The 18,656-nt window shown below is 33.9% G+C and carries 14 protein-coding genes and 1 riboswitch; of the genes, 8 read left to right on the top strand and 6 right to left on the bottom strand.

The features are described from left to right. Positions 1–63: 63 nt before the first annotated feature. On the top strand, positions 64–303 hold the full coding sequence (gene acpP / locus MN581_RS07940) for an acyl carrier protein (RefSeq protein ID WP_117973486.1): 240 nt from the start codon (positions 64–66) through the stop codon (positions 301–303). 218 nt (positions 304–521) lie between these two features. Here the strand turns inward: acpP and MN581_RS07935 are convergent, their stop codons facing one another. Both MN581_RS07935 and MN581_RS07930 read right to left on the bottom strand, forming a co-directional pair. Continuing rightward, positions 522–785, bottom strand: a complete 264-nt coding sequence (locus MN581_RS07935; RefSeq protein ID WP_117973485.1) for a GIY-YIG nuclease family protein — start codon at positions 783–785, stop codon at positions 522–524. After that, a complete protein-coding gene (locus tag MN581_RS07930; protein WP_233519197.1) occupies positions 772–1,518 on the bottom strand; it encodes a tRNA1(Val) (adenine(37)-N6)-methyltransferase in 747 nt (248 codons plus the stop codon). Before MN581_RS07930 ends, MN581_RS07935 begins: the two co-directional genes overlap by 14 nt. A 128-nt stretch (positions 1,519–1,646) precedes the next feature. Between MN581_RS07930 and MN581_RS07925 the strand changes: the two genes are divergently transcribed. The 5 genes from MN581_RS07925 (at position 1,647) to MN581_RS07905 (ending at position 12,187) form a co-directional block, all read left to right on the top strand. Continuing rightward, complete coding sequence (locus tag MN581_RS07925) at positions 1,647–2,285, top strand: 1-acyl-sn-glycerol-3-phosphate acyltransferase (protein ID WP_117973483.1); 639 nt, start codon at positions 1,647–1,649, stop codon at positions 2,283–2,285. 599 nt (positions 2,286–2,884) lie between these two features. Further along, positions 2,885–4,018: an exonuclease SbcCD subunit D gene (locus tag MN581_RS07920; RefSeq protein ID WP_117973482.1), complete on the top strand. Its 1,134-nt coding sequence runs from the start codon at positions 2,885–2,887 to the stop codon at positions 4,016–4,018. A gap of 10 nt (positions 4,019–4,028) precedes the next feature. Then, positions 4,029–7,160: an SMC family ATPase gene (locus tag MN581_RS07915; protein WP_241699569.1), complete on the top strand. Its 3,132-nt coding sequence runs from the start codon at positions 4,029–4,031 to the stop codon at positions 7,158–7,160. A gap of 11 nt (positions 7,161–7,171) precedes the next feature. Continuing rightward, positions 7,172–10,390 (top strand): DEAD/DEAH box helicase, encoded by a 3,219-nt coding sequence (locus MN581_RS07910; protein ID WP_241699568.1) that lies wholly within the window; start codon positions 7,172–7,174, stop codon positions 10,388–10,390. 81 nt (positions 10,391–10,471) lie between these two features. Beyond that, positions 10,472–12,187: an ABC transporter ATP-binding protein gene (locus tag MN581_RS07905; protein ID WP_117973479.1), complete on the top strand. Its 1,716-nt coding sequence runs from the start codon at positions 10,472–10,474 to the stop codon at positions 12,185–12,187. Positions 12,188–12,393: 206 nt separating this feature from the next. Here the strand turns inward: MN581_RS07905 and MN581_RS07900 are convergent, their stop codons facing one another. Beyond that, positions 12,394–13,827, bottom strand: a complete 1,434-nt coding sequence (locus tag MN581_RS07900; protein WP_117973478.1) for a catalase — start codon at positions 13,825–13,827, stop codon at positions 12,394–12,396. Positions 13,828–14,281: 454 nt separating this feature from the next. Between MN581_RS07900 and MN581_RS07895 the strand changes: the two genes are divergently transcribed. Both MN581_RS07895 and MN581_RS07890 read left to right on the top strand, forming a co-directional pair. Then, the gene (locus MN581_RS07895; protein WP_117973477.1) at positions 14,282–14,650 is read left to right on the top strand and encodes a MarR family transcriptional regulator; all 369 of its coding nucleotides are present in this window, start codon (positions 14,282–14,284) and stop codon (positions 14,648–14,650) included. 105 nt (positions 14,651–14,755) lie between these two features. After that, complete coding sequence (locus MN581_RS07890) at positions 14,756–15,862, top strand: NADH-dependent flavin oxidoreductase (RefSeq protein ID WP_117973531.1); 1,107 nt, start codon at positions 14,756–14,758, stop codon at positions 15,860–15,862. Positions 15,863–16,360: 498 nt separating this feature from the next. On the opposite strand, the gene MN581_RS07885 is transcribed toward MN581_RS07890, so the two are convergent. The 3 genes from MN581_RS07885 to MN581_RS07875 all read right to left on the bottom strand — a co-directional run bounded on the left by MN581_RS07885 (position 16,361) and on the right by MN581_RS07875 (position 18,612). Beyond that, positions 16,361–16,501 (bottom strand): hypothetical protein, encoded by a 141-nt coding sequence (locus MN581_RS07885; RefSeq protein ID WP_158559457.1) that lies wholly within the window; start codon positions 16,499–16,501, stop codon positions 16,361–16,363. A gap of 75 nt (positions 16,502–16,576) precedes the next feature. Continuing rightward, positions 16,577–16,737: riboswitch (M-box (ykoK) riboswitch) on the bottom strand. A gap of 35 nt (positions 16,738–16,772) precedes the next feature. Then, positions 16,773–17,519 (bottom strand): YibE/F family protein, encoded by a 747-nt coding sequence (locus tag MN581_RS07880; RefSeq protein WP_158559456.1) that lies wholly within the window; start codon positions 17,517–17,519, stop codon positions 16,773–16,775. Further along, positions 17,509–18,612 carry a YibE/F family protein gene (locus MN581_RS07875; RefSeq protein ID WP_241699567.1) on the bottom strand — a complete coding sequence of 368 codons (1,104 nt, stop codon included), beginning with the start codon at positions 18,610–18,612 and terminating at the stop codon, positions 17,509–17,511. Before MN581_RS07875 ends, MN581_RS07880 begins: the two co-directional genes overlap by 11 nt. Positions 18,613–18,656 lie beyond the last annotated feature (44 nt).

The raw sequence follows: 18,656 nt of genomic DNA, 5'->3' as shown, positions 1-18,656 counted from the left end.
AAAAAAGCATTTACAAGTAAAATACTAAGTAGAGTGAGTGGCTTAATAAAAGGAGGAACTTACATGTCTAGAGATGACGTATTTGGTAAAATCCAAACAATTATCGTTGAGCACTTTGAAGTAGATGAAGATAAAGTGACTGAAACAACAAATATCAAAGAAGATTTAGATGCAGATTCAATTAGCATTATGGAATTTGTTTTAGAATTAGAAGATGTCTTTGATGCAGAAATTTCTGATGAAGATGCAGAAAAAATTGAAACAGTTGGCGCAGCAGTTGATTATATCGTTGCAAACCAATAATAAGTAGGGTATCACATAAAGTGGTACTCTTTTTTATTGCCATAAAATAAAAAACTACCAGTCATATGACTGGTAGAAAAAAGGAGTTGTTTTATTTACTTTGGGGGAGTAAATAAAGTAAAAAAATGTAGGGTTGTTTGTTACTACATAAAGAATAATAAATCTTAGCTATGAAATAAATATGAAGACATGTGTGCAATTATTTGAATAAAATTCGATTAATTATCGGCTAAATACGCTTCTTTTTTAAGACGTGTTAATTGTTTAAAGGCATATTCTTTTTTCATGGCTTCACTTTTTGTTTCAAATACTTCATGGTGAATCATTTTTGCCGGTCGTCTTTTTTTTAGTCTAGTATATTTTGACCCCTTACCAGAGTTATGCTCATCTAGTCGTCTTTCTAAGTTTGTGGTATAACCAGCATAAAAAGTATTGTCAGCACATAATAATACGTAAAAATAGTGATGTTTAGCTTGTGCCATGAAGCATCCCCTTAATCTCTGGTAAATACTCATTATCCTCACCATAAACATAAAGAGGGGGAAGAATTCTTAATCCATCTGTTTTCCCATCTTTAATTCCTTCAATAAGTAATGTATTGGCTTCTTTATTCGTTTTGGGGTAGACAAATTGGATTCGTTTTGGGGCAATACGATTTTTTTCCATACTATGTAAAATATCAATCAGTCGATCCGGTCTGTGTACCATCGCAATTTTCCCATTCATTTTTAATAGCTTAGAGGCTTGTTGAAACACATCATCAATTCCTAAATGAATTTCATGACGCGCAATGGCTAAATAAGGATTAGGATTTTTTTTACTATTGGGTGCTTCTTTAAAGTAAGGTGGGTTACACGTGATAAAATCTACTGAATCGGGTTTGATAAATTGCGCGATGTTTTTAATATCAGCATGAATCATGGTCATAGAGTCGTTAAACTGGTTTAATTCGATACTGCGTTTCGCCATATCATAGAGCTTTTCTTGTAGTTCAACGCCAGTAATCGTTGCGTGTGTTCTAGGGCGCATAAATAGGCCGATAGCACCATTTCCAGCGCAAAAGTCGACGATAGTCCCTCTTTTAGGAATCGAGGCAAAATAGGCCAATAAAACGGCATCTAAAGAAAATGAAAACACCTCTGAACTTTGAATGATTTGTATATTCTGGGACAACAGCTGATCGATGCGTTCCCCTGGAAAAAGTTTGGTAGTCAATAAAGTCACATCCTTTGATATCATTTGTATATTATATCAAAGATACCTCGAAATAGAATAAGAAAAACTTGCAAGTTTTGATAGAATTCGGCATACTAATAGGGAATTTAATGTAAAGGATGAAAAAAATGTATCGAGTACTTTTAGCGGTTGTTCGATTTTTAACGTTTGTTATTAATACTAACTCAAGATTTGTTGGTAAAGACAATCTACCAAAAGATAAAAATTATGTCCTAGTCAGCCCACATAGAACATGGTTTGAACCATTGTACTTTGCTATGGGAGCTTGGCCGAAAAAATTTGCTTTTATGGCAAAAAAAGAATTATTTAAAAATCCGATCTTATCTTATATCTTGAAAAAATGTCATGCTTTTCCTGTGGACCGTGATAATCCTGGCCCTAGTGTGATTAAAACACCAGTTAAAACATTGAAAAACACTGATTTAAGCGTCATGGTCTTTCCTAGTGGCAGTCGTTACTCTGACGAACTAAAAGGTGGTGCGGCACTTATCGCAAAAATGGGGAAAGTTGATATTATTCCAGCTGTGTACCAAGGACCATTGACATTCGGTGGATTGTTTACAAAACGTCGTGTGACAGTTGCGTATGGAACGCCAATTGATATCTCAGATATTAAAAAAATGGACAAAGATGGCATTGCAGAAGTGGAAAGACGTATGCAAGAAGCATTTAATCAATTAGATTATCAAGTCAATCCAGATTTCGTTTATGTGCCACCAGTTAAAAAAGAAAAAATAGACTCTTAGAAATTATTCTAAGGGTTTTTATTTTTTATTGTTGACATGTAGTTAATACAACATCACGTTTGATGGGCATATTTAAATTTTAAATGAATAAAAATGAGAGGTCGTGTTCTTAACTAATAGGTTATTATTTGTAAGGTCATAGTAGTTTTGTTCAAAAATCTGTATATAAAGAAGTTAACAGAAATACTAAAATAAGACTAATATGATCGTAAAAAATAAAAAACTCTCACCATAAAATGATGAGAGAAGGAAGGAAAAAATAAAAAATTTATTTAGCTATTTATTTCTTTTTGGGGGAAAAGAAATAACGTGGATGGTAGGATTCGAACCTACACCTCAAAGGATAAAGAATGAACTGTCTGTTAAATCTCAATGAGTCAAAACACCTCGTTCACCCACAACATAATTAAGTTGTATCAATTAACTATAAACATAGTTTAGCGTGAACCCCTTAAATTTAGCTTAAAAAAGTCTATAGAATTTATGAAATGTGAGAAAAAGTTTTCGTAAAAAAAGTAAGTAGGTCAAGATAAGGAATCCATTAAACAATCTGATTAAAGTTTGTTATAATGGAGAGAAGACCTTTTTGGAGGAATACGATGAAATTTTTACAGACAGCTGATTGGCATATAGGACGTAAATTAAATGGATTCAGTCTACTAGAAGAACAACGAGATGCATTTGATAAAATGCTACAGGTTGCGACAGAACAAGATGTCGATGCAATTGTTGTCGCAGGAGATTTATACGATCGCTCGATGCCGTCTGTTGAGGCAGTTGAGTTGTTAAATACGATGATGATTGAGATGAATCTGGTGCATCAATTTCCTGTCTTAGCCATTTCAGGCAATCATGACAGTGCGACAAGATTATCAACAGGATCTCCTTGGCTGGAAAAAGAGCAATTCTATTTATACACACAGTTGGAACAATTTTTCTCTCCTGTTGTGGTAGGTGATACACAGTTCTTTTTACTGCCTTACATTGAGCCGGTTCATGCAAGATTGTATTTTAATGACGATACACTAGTGACTATTCCACTTGTTATGGAACGTCTTATGACAGAAGCAAAATCATTATTTCTACCAGATAAATACCATGTGTTAGTTAGCCACTTTTTTGTGACTGGCGCGTGTAAAAGTGAATCTGAGACACCGCTTGAAGTTGGAGGGCTTTCTAGTGTACCAGCTGATATGTTTGAGCTGTTTGACTATGTGGCATTAGGGCATTTGCATGATAAAAATGCATTAAGCAATCAAGCGTTGATTAAATACAGTGGGTCATTACTGAAATACTCATTATCTGAGAGAAATCAGGATAAAGGTGTCCGTGTAGTGACTCTAAAAGATGACGGCGTAGACAGTCAGTTTATTCCAATAGCCCCTTTACGAGATGTGGCCCTTTTACGTGGCGAATTTTCAGAATTAACAGATTATGAGTTCTATCAAGACGTAAATCGTGAAAATTATATTGCAGTTGAGTTAACTGATAAAACGAGTGTGCCAAATGCTTTATCAGAACTTAGACAAATTTATCCACGAATGATTAGTTTAGAACGTATCAGCGAACAAAAAGATATCACGGATGAGCGCTATGACGATATCGAGATAAAAAAAGTCTCCCCAAAAGAAGTCATTGCAAACTACTTTGAAGACGTGACCGATGAATCTCTAACCACAAAGCAACATGAATGGTTAGAAGAAGTATTGATTGATGTAGAAAAAGAAAAATAGGAGGGAAATCATGAAGCCTTTAACATTAACGTTAGAACATTTTGGACCATATGAAGATGAGACGATTGATTTTTCTTCTTTTTACGCACAATCATTGTTTTTAATTTCAGGTAAAACAGGTTCTGGGAAGACAACACTTTTTGATGCGATGAGTTATGCATTATACGGAAATACATCAGGTGACGCTCGTGAAGCAAAAGAAATGCGGTCAAATTTTTCGACGATTGATGATGTGACACGCGTAACATTTGTGTTTGAACATGACAAAAAAACGTATCATATCGTTCGTGAGCCGGAGCAATTACGTAGAAGGTTACGTGGTGAGGGAGAAAAATTAGAAAAAGCCAAATCAGTTTTGACGATTTTTGATGAAGATGGGAAAGAAGAAGCACAGTATACCAAACAAATGGATGTTAACATTCATATCCAAGAGTTATTACAACTTAGTGCAAAACAATTTTCGCAAATCGTGATGTTGCCACAAGGTGATTTTCAACGGTTTCTACAATCTGATAGTGACAATAAAGAAGCAGTTTTACGCCAGTTATTTGATACTTCTAAGTATCAAGAAATCGCTAGAAAGCTTAAAGATAAGAAAAAAGAACAATCTAACGAGTTAAAGAAAGAACAACAAAAATTACAAACGCTCTTTGAACAAGTCGAATGGGATGAAGAATTCCTAGAAACTGTGTCAGGTGATAGGACAATCGAAGAAAAATTAGCGTTATATGATAAACAAAAACAAAAAAAAGAGCAACACATTGCTGATTTAAATGATAATGTGACGTTAGTTAAGAAAGAACGGGATGACCAACTTGCTAGGTTAGAAGTAGCTCGAGCGTTAGAAAAATTATTTGTCGAAAAAGAAGAAACCGAAAAAATGCTAGAGAAACGATTGCTTGAAACAGAGAAAATCAATGACTTGAAACAACGTATGACACGTTTTTCTCAATTAGAACCATTAGAAAAAGTACTGATTGATATCAGCGCTTCTCAGATAAAGCTAGATGAACAAGAGCAACAACAAACGATAACCAAAACAGAACTCCACGAGGTAGAAAAACATTACTTGGAATTAGTTGATAAGAAAAGAGCACTAGATAATCAAGAAACAACGATAAAAGAGCTTGAAACTTATTTGGTGAAATTAGAAGAACGTCTGCCATTATTTGAAGAAGAAGCACAGTTAGTTAAAAAACTAGCAGAGTTAGTCATAGAAGAAGAAAAACAAGCAGTTGAATTAAAAAAGTTTGAAACACATGTTGAAAAAGCTAAGAAAAGCCAAGATGAGTTGCAACAAGCAGTGGATACTATTCCTTCTTTATACAAGGAACTGACTAACTTAAAAGAAAAACAAGTGAAAGAAACAGCATTATTAGACGATGTGACATCTTTTCAAACTTATCTTGGTGAAGAAGAGTCTTTAAAAAAAGAGTATGAAAAACATGAAGAGACAATGTCGTTACGACAAAAAGAATTAGAGGACTTAAAGCTTAAATTAGCAGAGAAAAAAGATTCGTGGGCACGAGGTCAAATTGCTAGATTGAGTTTAGATTTGATAAACGGTGAACCTTGTCCAGTTTGTGGCGCGATTGACCATCCAGAACCTGCTCATGTAACACAACTATCCAAAGAAGAGTTTGATGTCTTAGAACAGGAAATAGAAGGTCTCACAACAAAAGAAGAGCAGTTAGTTCAAGATATCAGTCATCTACAAGCACAAAAAGATGCGATACAAGATAAAGTAACTAGTTTAGTATCCAAACAAACCAGTTTATCAGAGAAAATATCAACTAATATGGCAGAGGTAGATAAGACACATTGGTTAGAAACAGTGACTAAACAAGTTAAAATAACCACTCAACAAGTGAGTGATTATACACAACAGCTAACAGAACTTGAAGTCAAACAAGGAGAGTTGGAACAAGCTAAGGCTGAGTTAGGTCAGCTTGATAAAAAACGAAGTGAAAGTCAGGTTACTATCCAGCAAATCAAAGAAGAAAAACGATTGTGTCAACATAGTAATGATGAGTTGAAAAAACGTATAGGAACAGATATCACTTCTTTTGAAGAAGCAAAAAAAGAACAGAAAACAATCAAGCAACAAATTGATACTTGGTATGAAGAAAGCAAACAATGTGACAAATCATTATCTGAGATGATGACTGATAAAACGAAATTACAAACAAGGCTAGAGGAATTAGAACATAATAAACAAGTCCTACAAAACGAATTAACCGAACTTGAAAAAAGTAAAACAGCCTTTTTATTTGATTATCAGTGGGATGAAGAGATGCTTCAAACTATCTTAGCCGATAAAGAAAATAAAGTCAGGTATGAAGAAACCATTGCTCAATTTGAAAAAGAAATTTACTCATTAAAAGAAACGTTATCGAGCTTGAAAGATAAAACGAAAGAAGCAGATAAACCAGATTTAACAAAATTAGAGAAACTATACCAAGTAGCAAACCAAAAGTATGAACAAGTGATAGATGATAAACGTCAACAAGAAATTAAATTGGAGAATAACAATAAAACAATTCAAACGATTCAGACATTGATGACAGATATCAAAGAAGATATGCGAGTATTGCATGAGCTGAGTGTGTTATCAGATGTGTTAAATGGAGATAGTGACCATAAATTAAGCATTGAGCGATATGTGTTGCAAAGCTATCTGCGTAAAATTTTGGCCGTTGCAAACCACACATTGAAAAAACTCACACGAGGTCGATATACCTTTGCATTAAGAGATGCTAAACAATCCTCGAAGAAAAAAACAGGTTTAGAAATTGATATTTTTGATGACAATGTGGGGCAACTAAGAGGAGTCAATACTCTGTCAGGTGGCGAGAGTTTTATTGCGTCTCTTACATTAGCATTGGCACTAGCTGAAGTGATTCAAAGTGAAGCAGGCGGTGTGAAAATTGATGCGATGTTTGTTGACGAAGGGTTTGGCTCGCTAGATGAGGAAGCACTTGAAACAGCGATTCGTGCGCTTGAAACAATGGGTGAGAGTAATCGATTGATTGGCATTATTTCTCATGTTAATGAATTAAAAGAAAGAATCCCACAACAATTAAAAATATCAGTGTCTAAAGACAATCGAAGTCATGCGACACCACAGCTAGAATTCACGTAAGGAGTGGTAAAATGAAGTGGTCCATACCGGAAAAAGTAATAGAAGAAGGACGAGAGTGTGCCAAAGAAGGCAGGGTTGTCTCTTGGTCTAAAAATCTAGAAAGACGTGTATGGTACGCTGAAGTCATCGGAAGTGACATGCTTTATGTTGAACTAGACGGAACAGCTAAAGAAGATGATGTATGCCAGTGTATGTATTGGGAACAACATGGTTATTGCAAGCACACAGTAGCAGTAGAACTTGCAATGCGTGAACAAGGGGTATCACGATTTATTCCTCGTACGGAATTAAAAGAAACAGATGCACCAAAAGTTATTTCTCCAGCTGTTGTTTTCACAAAAGGATTTGAACGACTGCAAGAAGCAGAACTTAGAAAACTGATTAGACAAACAGATGATTTGTTTTTAACATATGGAATAGACATTGTCCCAACGTCTGAGTATCATGATGAACAATCCGTTTTGGGACTCCATTTAAGAATCGGAAGACGAGATACACCAAATAAAACGTATGTTGTAAAAAATATGGATGAATTTTTAGAAGCATATAAACAAGATAGGGAAATTCGGATTAGCACGATTAATTGGAAAGTCGGAGCAACTGCATTTAATTCAGAAGATAATGCATTGATTCGTAGTATGTTGGCTATGAAAGAACAACAAACATTAGTCGTTAATAGTCGCTCACAAGCTAAATCTGTGATTGATAGACGCTATATGATATTAAGTAAGCAAGAAGCACGTGAGTTATTTGATCACTTTAAACATGACAAGTCATTTGTTATAAAAGGGTTTGATACTCAGATTAAACGTGCGGTGATTCATCAAGGGAAGATTCCGTTGACAGTAACTTTATCACCAGTGGGTTTAACGGATTACGAATTGACAATTATTGATCCGTTTATTGTGTTTTTAGAAGAATACCAATGGTTAGTTGGAACAGATGGCTTTTACGAATTAACAGAAGAGCAAGCATCTAGTTATCAAGTATTAACCCAAATGCTGAAACGACTTGATAAGCCAACAATTTACTATACCAAAGATCAGGTGAGTTCACTCTTTTCGTATGTTTTACCTCAACTAGCATTGTTGTGTGACTTTGAATTACCCGAATCATTAGATGATGAGGTATTACGATATCCATTAGATATTAAGTTGTACTTCCACAAAGAAGAGGCATCATTAGTAGTTCGTGTTGATTTTTGTTACGGGGATTATGTCTTTTCAAATGAATCGAAATATAGCACGTCCATCGGTGAAGAAGGTGTCGTGTTACGTGATAAAGTACAAGAGGAACGGCTACTGACACTATTACGTCATTATGGGTACGGAACTTATGCACAAAAATATAGCAAAACTTTTCCAAATGATTTGGAACGTTTTTACTTCTTCACAAGAGAAATTCCAACGTTTGAAACATATACGACTGTGCATCTTTCAGATGATATTAAAGCTTTGTATTTAACAGCAGATGAGCATCAACCAAAAGCTCGTATTATTGAAAATGGGTCATGGTTTGATATCCAATTTGATATTTCATCTGTTGATGAAACAGAAGTCAATGACGTATTAAGTAGTTTAATGAAAAATAAAGAGTATCATCAGCTACGCAATGGTCAGGTGTTGATGCTTGATGATGATGCATATAAAGAAACCAATCAAATGCTACGCTTGTTGCGTGAAGATATTCGTCTAGATGGTAATCGTTTAGAAGTCCCAACGTATCGTAGTTTAGTATTGAGTGAAGCTATGACACAGTTATCAGATGTTGAGACGAGTGATTATTTTGAAACGATGGTTGACGAGTTGACCCATCCTGAAAAGGTTGAAGTTTCTTTACCGAATAAATTAAATGCCACGTTACGTGACTATCAAATCACGGGATTTAAATGGTTTAAAACACTTAGTAAGTATCATTTTGGTGGCATATTAGCTGATGATATGGGGTTAGGTAAAACCATTCAGACTATTGCGTATTTACTGTCAGAAAAAGAAGATGGCGAGCTGACAAAACCAAGTGTCATCGTAGCTCCAGCTAGTTTGTTGTATAATTGGCAACTTGAGTTAGAAAAATTTGCACCAAGTTTAAAATCTAAGTTGATTATCGGTGGAAAAGAAGAGAGAAACGAACAAATTGCGTCACTTGATGATGTTGATGTGGCGATTATTTCTTATTCAACGTTACGTCAAGATAGTACAGAATTTAGAAAAATTGATTGTCACAGTGTGATTTTAGATGAAGCACAAATGGTGAAAAATTCGACAACAAAAACGTTCCAATCAATATCTGGATTAAAATCAGATCGCGTATTTGCTTTAAGTGGGACGCCAATTGAAAATAGATTAGAAGAATTATGGTCATTATTTAAATTATTGATGCCGGGATTTTTCCCACCAAAACGTCGGTTTAAGCAGCTTGAAACAACTGAAGTTGCCACAATGATTAAGCCTTTTGTATTACGTCGAGTGAAAAAAGAAGTCTTACAAGATTTACCAGATAAAGTGGAAACAGATCGATATTCTCAATTAACAGAGGAACAAAAAACCGTGTACGTGGCTTATTTAAAACAAATTCAAGAATCTATGTCACAGCTTAATGAAAAAGATTTCAACAAACAACGTATGTCAATTTTAGCTGGTATTACTCGGCTGCGTCAGATTTGTTGTCATCCAGGATTATTCATTGATGGTTACACAGGTGGTTCGGGAAAAATGGATCAAGCACTTGATTTGATTGAACAAGCCAAAAGTAATGGTCGACGCGTATTGTTATTTTCTCAATTTACTGGGATGCTAAGCATTTTAGAAGATGAGTTAGCAAAAAGAGACGTTGGCACGTTTTACTTGCGTGGCAGTACACCGGTGAAAGAGCGTCAAGAATTAGTGGAGCGATTTAATCGTGGCGAAAAAGATGTTTTCTTGATTTCACTTAAAGCTGGTGGAACAGGATTAAACCTTACAGGAGCAGATACGGTCATTTTATATGATTTATGGTGGAATCCAGCAGTTGAGGAACAAGCAACGGGTCGAGCTCATCGTATAGGTCAAACAAAAAAAGTAGAAGTATGGCGATTATTAGCTGAAGGCACCATTGAAGAACGAATGAATCAACTTCAATTAGAAAAGAAAGCCTTGTTCCAAAAAGTCCTTCATTCAGAAGATGCACCAGAATTGTCATCAATGACTATGGATGATATTAAACATATTTTAGCCATTGGTGATGAGGATTAACATGAAAGGCCACTCTTTCATGTTTTTCTTTTTGTATGTTATAGTTAGTTTATTTTACAGCATTTATTTAGGAGGAGTTAGATGGTAAAACGATTCTTTTCGTATTATCGACCGTATAAAGCATTATTCATTGTCGATTTTACAGGTGCAATTATCGCAGCATTACTTGAATTATCATTTCCGGTTATTGTTAATCAAGTGATTGATAAAATTATGCCGTTAAAAAATATTCGCTTGATTTTATTAGTCAGTGCGGCATTGTTTGGATTTTATGTCATCAATACCACATTACAGTATGTCGTGGTTTATTTTGGACATAAGTTAGGGGTTAATATCGAAACGGATATGCGTAATGAGTTATTTACGCACTTGCAAAAACAACCTTACGATTATTATGACAACCAAAAAACAGGAAAGTTGATGACACGTTTAACGAGTGATTTATTTGAAATTTCAGAACTGGCTCATCATGGACCAGAAGATGTGTTCATCACGATTATGACACTTGTAGGGGCATTTTTATTGATGTTTCAAATTCATCCTCAACTAGCTTTTGCGACAGCTGTGATGGTGCCTTTCATTACGATTGCATTAGTCTTTTTCAATAAAAAAATGACAAAAGTCAATACAACGATTTATGAAAATCTTGGTGAATTTAACGCAGGAATTGAAGCCAGTGTGAGTGGAATTCGTGTGACGCAAGCTTTTGCCAATGAAGAACATGAGGTCACTCGGTTTGCCGGACTAAATGAATTATATCGTCAATCAAAACTAGCTTTTTATAAAACGATGGCAGTGAGTTCATCATATAACTATTTGATGATTCGGTTGATTAATTTATTTGCTTTATTATTTGGGTCTTATTACACGATACGTGGGGACATAACCAATGGGAATTTCGTTGGGTTTATCTTGTTATCAAATGTGTTTGCTAGACCAATTGAGAAAATCAATATTATGATTGAGAGTTATCCAAAAGGGTTTGCCGGATTCAAGCGATTTGTTGAAGAGATTGACAAAGAGCCCTCTATCCAAGATAGTGACACGGCAGTTGACTTAAAACCAGTGACAGGAAACATTGAATACAGAGATGTTTCATTTAGCTACAGTGATGGCACGCAAGTATTTGATAACTTATCTTTAGATATAAAATCAGGGGAAACAGTGGCTTTTGTTGGGCCAAGTGGGGCAGGGAAAACAACCTTATGCCATTTATTACCACGCTTTTATGATATTGATAGTGGTGATATTTTGATTGATGGTCAAAACATTCAAGACGTTACATTAAAATCATTGCGTGAACAAATTGGATTAGTCCAACAAGATGTCTTTTTATTTCCAGGAACGATTAAGGAAAATATTTTATATGGAAGATTAGATGCAACAGAAGAAGATATGCTAGAGGCCGTGAAACTCGCTCATTTAGAACAAGTTATAGACGGCTTGCCTGATGGGTTAGACACAGTCATCGGCGAACGTGGTGTGAGATTATCAGGCGGACAGAAACAGCGTGTGGCGATTGCTCGTATGTTTTTAAAGAATCCACCAATTTTAATTTTAGATGAAGCCACATCAGCTCTTGATACAGAAACAGAACAAGTGATTCAAGAGTCACTAGGTTCACTGGCTAAAGGACGCACGACTCTGATCATCGCACACCGTTTAGCGACAATTAAGGATGCAACTCGCATTGTTGTCATTGATACAACAGGTATCGTTGAAAGTGGCACACATGAAGAGTTAATGCAAAAACAAGGAGCATATAAAAAATTATATGACGCACAATTTAGAAACTAATGAAAAGCCAAGAGTCATGTTACTCTTGGCTTTTTTATGTGCTTGGTTTATAGGATAAAATATACCTACTAATAAAAATGGTACCTAAAAAGGCTATAGCCGAATTACATCAAGCATTATACTAAAATTTATAATCTATTGTTTAGATTGGATACTTTATTATTTCCTTTTTTTAATACTTGGCACGTTTATAGTGAATGATTTAGTTATATGTTTAAGTTTAACTTTTTAGCTACACGTTCTCCGTAGTCTTTATCCACTTTGTAGAATTGCGCCACTTGACGTTTTTTGATTTCTTCATTTTCAACAAGTGATAGCGATGCAACGATGTTATCGGTTAAACGCTCTTTTTCTTCTTCAGAAAAAATATTGTATAAGATGCCAGGTTGAGTATAAAAATCATCATTATAACTATAATTACCTACTTCGCCTGTGACTTCGTAATTCGTAGATTTAGCTTGTTTATCTTCTATTGTTCTATCAAAGCTGTTTGGCTCATAATTTATGCTTCCGTTTACATTTTTATACGCCATAGCACCATCTTGTTGATGATTGTGAACGGTTGCTTTTGGCATGTTTATTGGAAGTTGAGCACTATTAGCACCAACACGGTATCTATGAGCATCTCCATATGCAAATAAACGACCTTGTAATAATTTGTCAGGTGATACATCAATACCAGGTACAGTGTTACCAGGAGAGAATGTGGCTTGTTCTACTTCAGAAAAGTAATTTTCCGGGTTACGATTTAATGTCATGACTCCAACTTCAACGAGAGGATAAGTTTTTTGCGATACAGTTTTTGTGACATCAAATAGAGTCTCTTTCATATTTAGTCCGTCTTCAAAAGGAATGATTTGAACATAGAGTGTCCAAGAAGGAAAGTCATCATGTTTGATAGCATTTGATAAATCTTCAATATGATAATCTGGATTTTCACCCGCTAATTTTGCAGCTAATGAAGAATCTAAGTTTTTGACACCTTGGTTTGTTCTAAAATGGTATTTAATAAAATATTTTTCACCTGTTTGATTTACCCAAGTATATGTATGACTGCCGTAACCATGCATATGACGAAACGTTGCAGGAATACCACGATCACTCATTAAAATAGTCACTTGGTGTAATGATTCTGGCGAAAGAGACCAAAAATCCCACATAGCAGTCGGGCTTTTTAGATGGGTTCTTGGATCACGTTTTTGTGTATGTATAAAATCTGGAAATTTTAGAGGATCACGGATAAAAAAGATTGGTGTATTATTTCCTACTAAATCATAATTTCCTTCTTCCGTATAAAATTTAATTGCAAAACCTCTAGGATCACGTAATGTATCAGCAGCACCTAATTCTCCAGCTACAGTTGATAATCTGATAAACATGTCTGTTTCTTTACCAACTTCTGATAAAAAATTTGCTTTTGTATAATGAGAAACATCATTTGTTACTTTAAAAATACCGTGAGCACCCGCTCCTTTTGCGTGGACAACACGTTCAGGAACACGTTCTCGGTTGAAATGTGCTAATTTTTCTAATAAATGAACATCTTGAATTAAGACAGGACCAAATTCCCCTGCAGTTAAGGAATTTTGATTATCTCCAACATGTGCCCCATGAGATGTAGTTAAATAATTTTCATTCATTTCAATGCCCCCCTTCTTATTTCTTAACGCTAATACTATGTACAAGTAAAAAGAATGTCAAAGATTCTAACTTACGATGATATAATTTGTTGTTCATAACCATTAGAAATAGGAAATAATGAAGTAATTAAATCATTATTGTTTTTATAGGTTGAGAAATAAAAAAACCTTGAATGGCTTAACCATTCAAGGAAGGAGTTGTTTTTATTTACTTTGGAGGAGTAAATAAAATGAAAAAGTTTGTTAGGGTTGTTTTGTTGGTACATTTATATAATATCTATAATTTGTGAATTTTTTGTTAATAAATAGTGTAATAATTATAAATAATTGTTAAAGTTACTATTATTACATTAGATAATAATAGGCTAATACATTAAAAATATTATTCATTTTATTAGTTAATTAAATGATGTATAGTGTAGATATGATACATAATACGGTGAGGAATGTGAGTATGGAAAATAAATTAATGGAGAGATGGTTAGATTATACCAATCAACATAATAAGCTAGAAAAAAAATTAGAAAATACACTAAAAAGAAAAGTGAATTTATCATTAAATGAATATTATGTTTTATATTATTTGGGAAAGACACCTAGCCACTGTATTAAATTGATTGATATAAGTAAATATTTTAATTTAAGTCAAAGTGCGATGTCTAGAATGATGGTTAGAATGGAAAGTGAAGATTATGGTATGATAGAAAGAACGACGTGTCTAGATGACAAACGTGGTATATATATCCATCTAACAAAAAAAGGAAAAAATATGTTGATTGAAGCTGAGAGATATATAGAAATTATCCTAAATGAACGTTTATGATTAAGTCATTATGCTTGCTCATAGACTTTTTTTATTATAACATACTATCCATAAAATGCGTGCGCATGCATTTATATAAAACTTTCATGAAAGGTGAGGATCATGTTGAAGAATTTTACTGATAGTGTAACATTTAAGCGAGGATTAACATTAAAAAATAGATTGTTTATGGCCCCGATGACAACTAAGATGTCTTTTTACGATGGTGTTATTACAACGGATGAAGCAAATTATTATGGGTTGCGCTCAGGTGGCGTGGGAGCAGTAATCACAGCTGCAGCTAATGTTCAAGAAGATGGTAAAGGATGGGAAGGCGAATTGGGAGTTTATGACGATAGACAGATTCCTGGTTTGAGTAAACTTGCAAGTAGTATTAAAAAAAATGGCACCAAGGCTATTCTACAAATTTTTCATGCTGGAAGAATGACTAATTCTCAGATTTTACGTGGTACTCAACCAATTTCAGCAAGCAGTATAGCTGCAGAAAGACCAGATGCGGAAATGCCACGTGAAATGACTGAAAGTGATATTTTACATTTAATCGATAGCTTCAAGCAAGCGACAATTCGTGCAATCAAGGCAGGATTTGATGGAGTTGAAATACATGGAGCAAATACTTATATTATTCAACAATTTTTCTCACCACATTCTAATCGACGAAAAGATGAATGGGGTGGCACATTAGAAAAAAGATACCATTTTATTGATACTATTGTTGATGAAATAATTGATACAGTTGATCAATCAGATGTAGAAAATTTTATTATTGGGTATCGATTCTCACCAGAGGAGTTTGAAAATCCTGGTATTAAATTTGAAGATACGTTGTTCTTAATCGATAAATTATCTAATAAAGGATTGGATTATCTTCATATTTCTTTAAATGATTATAATCGTAAATCTGTTTCTCCTTCTTATCAGGATAAATCGATGCTTGAATATGTTTATCAAAAAATAAATAATAGAGTCCCTTTAATTGGAATAGGTGATGTGAGAACTTCAAAAGATGTCCAAAATGTTCTAGAGAATGCTGATTTTGTAGCAGTTGGTCGTTCTATGATTATTGATCCTCATTGGGCACAAAAAATATTGGATAATAAAGAACCTCTGATTAGAACGTCTTTATCTATGTATGACAGAGAAGAATTGTTTATTCAAGATGGGTTGACTGAATTTCTTGAATTTATGATGCCTGAAAGATTAAAAGAATGATGAGATGACTCATCATTCTTTTTTTATAATAGGATTTAGTTATTTTTTGATAAAAAATAGACCTAACAGGATTTTGTGCTTTTTGTCGTACGTTTCACATTGGAGTGCCTTTTGTTTCTCCAATAAATCTTAAACACCTGTTAGGTCTTATTTTGTTAATAAGGAAGATTTCAAATTCCCACGCCTTTCTATCTTGTTTAAACTTCTAATTCACTTACATGTGTTTCTGTTTACATGTCAACCAGTTACAAATCTTTTAAATATTACCTTTCTCGTTTAAAGCTGATAAGATCTAAATATCTTGTTAACTAATTGTGGGAATTGTAGTTCCTTATATGCTTATAATAACCTGTCTCTAAAAAAATGCAAACGATTACATTTAGGTGGTATATGTTTTTTCAGCTATCTTTTATACAAAGAAACAGAAAAACAAAAGCCGTTTTTAGCTTCTGTTTTTCTTTACAGGTATTTTGTTCGATAAATAATTGTTAGGAAGGCTTAGTTAAATTGACGACAACCAACTAGAGTGGGATGAGGGTCAAAATCGTCAGATAATATTGGTATATCTGTAACTATCTCTGTGGCATTGTGTCCCACAATATGAGCCACAACAATTGCAATGGCAAAAACTATCATCATAATCATCCACCTCCTAAAATTAAAAATAGCCCTAACTAAATAAAGAGGTTAGGACTTGAAAGAACGAACATATTTTAAGTAATATGTTGAGCTTTAGCACTATGCAACGTAAAGAAACATCTTAGCTATCTTATGAAAAGCCTTAACGACAATTCCTGTTCTACCCATTGGTGTCTCTCGACGTTTTTGGGCAATAGCCTGTGTTTGCATAGGAGCCTCACCTAACAAAATTCATTTATCGTATTTTATTTTAACGGAATATAAGGCATTGTCAATTTTTAACTTGTTTTATGAGTAAGAAAATCGTAATGGGAATCGTGATGGCAATACTAATCCCGCTAAAAATAATTGCAACCCATTCTGTGACAATTAATTTACTGTTTACCAGTTGTGTTAGACTATAATTCAAATCAAATACCCAAATTAATAATGCAAACTGACTACCTATAGCTGCGAAAATGAGGGTATTAATTGTTGGTCCTAAAACATCTTTACCTACTGTTAGACCAGAAGATTTCCATTCAGAAAGAGACAGGTCAGGAAGTTGTTCTTTAATTTCAATCATGGATGAGGTAATTGAAATAGCAATGTCGTTAATAGCACCAATGACAGTCATAAGAAGGACAGACACACTTAAATCAACAAAAGATATTCCAATATGTAACGAGTACATATCCATTTCCATTAATCCTTCAAGAGGGATTCCTTGAAGATGCAATAAGGAAGTGGTAAAAAATATCGGAAAAACCATGAGTAAAATAATGAATGTACTACTTAAAAAAGCTGACTTTGTTGAAGGGTTAAACCCATTAATATTAAATAGATTATTTGCACTGATTAAAATAGAGGTTATAACGGTTAATATAATTGGAGAAAAGCCTAAGTTAAACCCTAAAATCATGAAAAATAGCATTGCTAAATTAATCCCCAATGTGATTAATGTAAGTAATCCCCTTTTTTTTTGAAAAAACCAGAATAACAAGATAAGAACTAGAAGTAAGACTAAGTTAACACTCATGTTCATTCCTCCTTGTCAGAAAAATACTTGCAATGAAACTGGTAATGGGGATAGTTAAGATAATCCCAATGCTTCCAATTAATGCGCGAGTCACTTCGAGCGAGAGAGAAATAGGAAACGTATAATTAAAGGACATATCATTTCTTAAAAAAATAAGGATTAAAGGAATGGATCCACTTAAATAAGAAAAAAACATAATATTAATCATTGGACCAATGACATCAGATCCAACTTGTATCCCTGATTGATACAATGCTTGAGGGGTTAATTGCTTATGTCTTTGACCGATTTCATTCATGGCAGTACTGAGTGTAATGGAAATATCCATTGTTGCTCCCATCGTCCCAATTAATAAACTAGAGATGAAGAGAACATGTTGGGGCCTAGTAATCAATTCCATTTCTTCATAACGAAGTCCTTTATGTTTTAATAAAGTGATTACGCCTACTCCTACGATAAAAGTCACCAGTGTGCTACAAATTGTTGCTAAAATAGCAATCTTAGTTTTTTGATTCCAACCATTTGAAATAATTAAGGTACTAGACACAATGATAGGAAAAAATAGTAAGCAAAGCCACACAAGAGATTGACTAGAAATCTGTTCATAAATGATTAATAAGCAGTAAAAAAGACCAGTATTTATTATAAGTCCTAGTAGAGACGTAACCCCATTTTTTCTTCCTATAAGTATTAGTAAAAGAACAAAACAAAACATCATGATAGCCAAACCTGTATCTCGTTTAGTATCGAGAATGGTAGTTTGTGACATGTTACTATCCTTGATAGATAGAAATACTAACTCGCCTTTTTTATAATCTTGATCCTTAATTTTTGATTGACTAAAGGTATTTGAAAGAGTTAGTTTTTTTCCTTTATATTGAGAGGATAATACAATTAATTCTATCTTTTGAGTTGTTAGGACGTCTTTATTTTGATGTTCATCAATAGTGTCTTGTTTATTGCTTGTTTCAATTTTAGTAATTTTCCCTAAAGGATCATGGTATTGATTATATTGCAATGTTTGATAAATCCACCAAATATTTAAGGTTAAAAGGATGGCGGCAAAAAAGCCCCATAGATATTTTTGTAACAAAGTAAACCTCCTTATCAATCAAACTATCATAATTATAGACATAT

Source organism: Vagococcus sp. CY53-2 (assembly GCF_022604695.1).
GTDB lineage: Bacteria > Bacillota > Bacilli > Lactobacillales > Vagococcaceae > Vagococcus.
This window is presented reverse-complemented; position numbering and strand designations above follow the sequence as displayed.

Bases quoted from the DNA above. Each gene is read 5' to 3' on its own strand.
- MN581_RS07895 (WP_117973477.1), top strand. From the start codon at position 14,282: ATGGAAAATAAATTAATGGAGAGATGGTTAGATTATACCAATCAACAT.
- acpP (WP_117973486.1), top strand. From the start codon at position 64: ATGTCTAGAGATGACGTATTTGGTAAAATCCAAACAATTATCGTTGAG.
- MN581_RS07905 (WP_117973479.1), top strand. From the start codon at position 10,472: ATGGTAAAACGATTCTTTTCGTATTATCGACCGTATAAAGCATTATTC.
- MN581_RS07910 (WP_241699568.1), top strand. From the start codon at position 7,172: ATGAAGTGGTCCATACCGGAAAAAGTAATAGAAGAAGGACGAGAGTGT.
- MN581_RS07925 (WP_117973483.1), top strand. From the start codon at position 1,647: ATGTATCGAGTACTTTTAGCGGTTGTTCGATTTTTAACGTTTGTTATT.
- MN581_RS07900 (WP_117973478.1), bottom strand. From the start codon at position 13,827: ATGAATGAAAATTATTTAACTACATCTCATGGGGCACATGTTGGAGAT.
- MN581_RS07920 (WP_117973482.1), top strand. From the start codon at position 2,885: ATGAAATTTTTACAGACAGCTGATTGGCATATAGGACGTAAATTAAAT.
- MN581_RS07880 (WP_158559456.1), bottom strand. From the start codon at position 17,519: ATGAGTGTTAACTTAGTCTTACTTCTAGTTCTTATCTTGTTATTCTGG.
- MN581_RS07935 (WP_117973485.1), bottom strand. From the start codon at position 785: ATGGCACAAGCTAAACATCACTATTTTTACGTATTATTATGTGCTGAC.
- MN581_RS07915 (WP_241699569.1), top strand. From the start codon at position 4,029: ATGAAGCCTTTAACATTAACGTTAGAACATTTTGGACCATATGAAGAT.
- MN581_RS07885 (WP_158559457.1), bottom strand. From the start codon at position 16,501: ATGATGATAGTTTTTGCCATTGCAATTGTTGTGGCTCATATTGTGGGA.